5 protein-coding genes and 1 tRNA gene are annotated in these 3,683 nt (G+C 43.2%); 2 read left to right on the forward strand and 4 right to left on the reverse strand.

Features of this window, described 5'->3' with window-relative positions:
- The coding region (locus tag AB1466_01640) for an HD domain-containing phosphohydrolase (protein MEW6188804.1) at positions 1-1,269 on the forward strand (1,269 nt) is incomplete at its 5' end.
- A gap of 105 nt (positions 1,270-1,374) precedes the next feature.
- On the opposite strand, the gene AB1466_01645 is transcribed toward AB1466_01640, so the two are convergent.
- The 4 genes from AB1466_01645 to AB1466_01660 form a co-directional block, all read right to left on the reverse strand.
- Positions 1,375-1,450, reverse strand: a tRNA-Arg gene (locus tag AB1466_01645).
- 81 nt (positions 1,451-1,531) lie between these two features.
- Entirely contained in the window at positions 1,532-1,813 is a 282-nt protein-coding gene (locus tag AB1466_01650; protein ID MEW6188805.1) for an acylphosphatase, read from the reverse strand.
- A 47-nt stretch (positions 1,814-1,860) separates the two neighbouring features.
- Complete coding sequence (locus AB1466_01655; GenBank protein MEW6188806.1) at positions 1,861-2,400, reverse strand: HNH endonuclease; 540 nt, start codon at positions 2,398-2,400, stop codon at positions 1,861-1,863.
- 91 nt (positions 2,401-2,491) lie between these two features.
- Positions 2,492-2,752, reverse strand: coding sequence for a hypothetical protein (locus AB1466_01660; protein ID MEW6188807.1), 261 nt, complete (start codon positions 2,750-2,752; stop codon positions 2,492-2,494).
- Between the two features lie 135 nt (positions 2,753-2,887).
- Here AB1466_01660 and AB1466_01665 point away from each other — a divergent pair, with 135 nt between their 5' ends.
- Positions 2,888-3,565: a hypothetical protein gene (locus AB1466_01665; GenBank protein MEW6188808.1), complete on the forward strand. Its 678-nt coding sequence runs from the start codon at positions 2,888-2,890 to the stop codon at positions 3,563-3,565.
- Positions 3,566-3,683 lie beyond the last annotated feature (118 nt).

A 3,683-nucleotide genomic window follows, 5' to 3' on the forward strand; every position in this document is an offset into this window, starting at 1 on the left:
AGGGAATTGGAGATAGCCGTTTTAGTTCCCTTACAAGTGGAAGGTAACCTCATCGGGGTATTGATACTGGGTGAAAAGCGATCGGGAGATATGTTCACCATTCAAGATTTGAGATTCTTGGAGATTTTAGCTCCTGAAGTGGCAGTTGCCATAAAGAATGCGGAGCTATTTGAAGAGAAAGAGAAAAGGATTTTGGAGCTCAGCGCCCTTAATAAACTGGCTTTTTCATTGGGTGCAGAGTTGGATCTAAAGGATATTTTGAATCAAGCTATTGATCAAGCACTTCTTGTAACCGGAGCGGATTCAGGTTCAATAATGCTTCTAGACGAAGAGACACAGACGCTCACCATTAAAGCAGCTCGAGGCATTGAACTCGAATTCCAGAGAAAAACAAGATTGAAGGTTGGTCAGGGAATCGCTGGTTGGGTAGCGAAAGCGAGTGAGCCTCTGATCATAACTGACTCGGAGAATGAACGCTTTAAGAGATTTTTGCGACGCGATGAGATTATATCCGCTCTCTCTGTACCCCTTAAAGCCAAAGAAAAGGTCATCGGCGTCTTAAGTGTTAATCGTAAAACTTCTAAAGAACCCTTCACCGAGGAAAATCTGAATCTGATTTCTTCATTTGCTGCCCAAGTGGCTGTAGCCATCGAAAATGCAAGGTTATACAAGGATTTGGAGATGACCTTCCTGGGTACCATCTCCGCCCTAGCTGCTGCGGTGGATGCAAAAGATCATTATACCTTCGGACACTCACAGGCGGTAACAAAGTACGCCGTGGCTATTGCCAAGAAGCTTTCCCTACCCGAGAGCGAGATCGAGAGCATTCGGATTGCAAGTATGCTCCATGATATCGGCAAAATAGGGTTGGATGGTACTATTCTGAATAAACCGGGTAAATTAACTCCTGAGGAAAGAGCTCTGGTCAATCTACATCCTCTCATGGGTGTCAACATCCTCAAATCATTGGAGTTCTTGAAGAGCACAATACCACTCATCCTTTATCACCATGAACATTTTGATGGTATGGGCTATCCAGAAGGAATAGCTGGAAAAGCAATTCCTCTAGGAGCGCGGATCATTGCCGTGGCTGATGCTTTCAATGCGATGATTTCAGAACGTCCTTATCGTCGGGCATTGAGCATTGAGGAGGCAATTGAGGAACTTAGAAATTACTCGGGTACCCAATTTGATCCCACCGTGGTCGAGGCATTTTTGAAGATACTGCGGAGGGAATCACGCAAACCACTCAAAGTTCAGCAATCATAACGAGATTCCCGAACTCGTTTTAAAGCAACTTCCCTTTCAAAATTAGGAACCCACGACACCTCGCCGTGGACATCTCTCAGTTCAAACATGTCTTGAACAAAATAATGGTGCGCTTGGCGGGATTTGAACCCGCGACCTTGGGATCCGGAGTCCCACGCTCTATCCCCTGAGCTACAAGCGCCTATTGCAAATCGATAGTCTATGGTCAATAGTCGATGCCAAATATTTCAGCAACCTACAACCTCGAACCTTTAACCCACAACTAGTAATATCTTATATAAAAGGAGTCAAATTCGCCAGTGTAATCTTCCCACCGAACATCAACATTTCTGACATGAGCTTCGGGTGGACCTATATGACACCAGTCCACCATCCTGCGAACTTTATCCTCCTTCCCTTCAAAAACGGCTTCCACTCGACCATCAGGGCAATTCCTTACCCAACCCGTTACATTGAGCTTTTCAGCCTGGTGACAAGTATAAGAGCGAAAGAAAACACCTTGAACTCTGCCTTCTATCAGAACATGGGCGCGCACTTTTGCCATTTTCTTATTACCAATTGTGGTAAAAGCAAGGGAGAATTACACTATCGTCAGTGGATGCGTTTCAAGAAGGGTTCTATGTATCTACGCTGCACTGGATCGACTGATTGCTCCAATAAAACTAAGACAATGTATCGAGGTTCAAAGGGAGTGGTCTTGGGATACATTTTAGCTTCGTAAGGAAGCCTATTTCCCTTCAAATAATTACAGGTGGAGCAAGCAGTGGTTACATTATCCCAGGTATCTGTACCACCTCTGCAGAGGGGTTTTACGTGCTCTCGGGTTAAATATTCTCCCCTTCTGAATTCACTTTTATGACGTCCGCAATACTGGCAGGTGTAGTGATCCCGGGCAAAAAGTATGGAATTGGTAACTATTCCGCGAAGCCTGCGGGGAATTTCCACATATTTAATTAATCTAATCACCAGTGGGTATGGATACTCACGTTTTTCAGAGCGAATACGCTTCTCCACATGTTCCTCTATAACCTCCGCTTTTTCTTTGAGTATGAGAATTATTGCCCGTCTAACTGGTACAAAAGTGAGGGGCTCCGCACTGGCGTTTAAAATTAAAGTTTTCCCTACAATCACCTTTGAGCTCCCTTTTTATTTTTCTCTATAATATGCATCCCAAAACTTGTCAAGTCTTCTGCGCTTTGAGACGTAGGTCGATGGGATGGTATTAAGACTGGGTCTTTTCTTTGAGCTCCTTTATTCTATTGAGTAAATCTTCTTTAAAATATATGTGACCCAGCCCCGTTATCCTTCTCTTCGCTATTTGGGATTGGGATACTATTACATATCGCCAGTTCCCAGGGATGGAAGAATATATCGTAGCCACTACTTTATCGCCCCTGAGTTCTGCGAGCATTTTCTGTAAACATTCAACATCCTCTGTTTTGTGAATCGGTTTGCCATCCCTGGGCTTAAAATATCTTCTCATCAACCGTCACTTTTTTATTTAACTTTATCATTAACTAACCAAATACCTCAAGACATTTCACGGTGAGATTAAAGCTCTTTCTCCTCGATGCCGAGTAAATGTTTGTAATGAGGAACCATCTGAGAGGGACGGAAAATGGATGCATCAAAAAACGATGGCGGCTATGAAATTTTAGAACTCTTTGGTATTAAATTGAAGGTCAAAAACCCGCGAATTGCGGAAATTTTGACCATGGATGCCAAAGAGGTGCTAACCGAGGACATCCGAGTTCTAAGGAAAAAATTAGCCGAACTAGATCGAAAAGAATCGGAAGTAGAGAAGATACCATCGATTTCGGAGATAGAGTCCTATAGCGATTACCAAAGAGCCATCGATGCCATAGGCAAAAGGTTGGAATTCGATGTGGATTTGGGTAATCTGTGGAGATCGGCCACTGGGATAATCATTATCGTGAAGGCAATAAAGGACGGTCTCAATTTCAATCAGGCGCGTAAGTATGTAAGTGAGCTTGCTACTCAGCAAAGTAGAATAAGCAATGAGAATGCTGGGTTGTTTATAGTCGGCGATAATATAAGTTGCGATATCTTAAAAGCGGCTATTCGCAGTCAGAACTTATATCATTTGATGCGAGTGATTTCCTATGAAAATTTCAACCAAATTTTGCGGCTGAAAGAAGCAGGGTACCTCAATCATAAGGGTGTAGTAACATTGATGGTGCCGTTGGATAATATAGATGTAGGAGAATTAATAAATGTGATAAAAGCAGCTGCTGCACCTGCAAAATTGGAAAGGTATTTCGCCAAAAGTAAATGATTTAATGAGCTAGAGCTTTTGCCAATGCTTCCCCGAATTGTTCCGCGGCTTGTGGACCATCCGCTGTGACGATTTTTCCATCAACCTCAACCTTGCTTGCTGTGTAGTAGACTCCTTT

This window comes from Actinomycetota bacterium (assembly GCA_040755895.1).
Classification (GTDB): domain Bacteria; phylum Actinomycetota; class Aquicultoria; order Subteraquimicrobiales; family Subteraquimicrobiaceae; genus Subteraquimicrobium.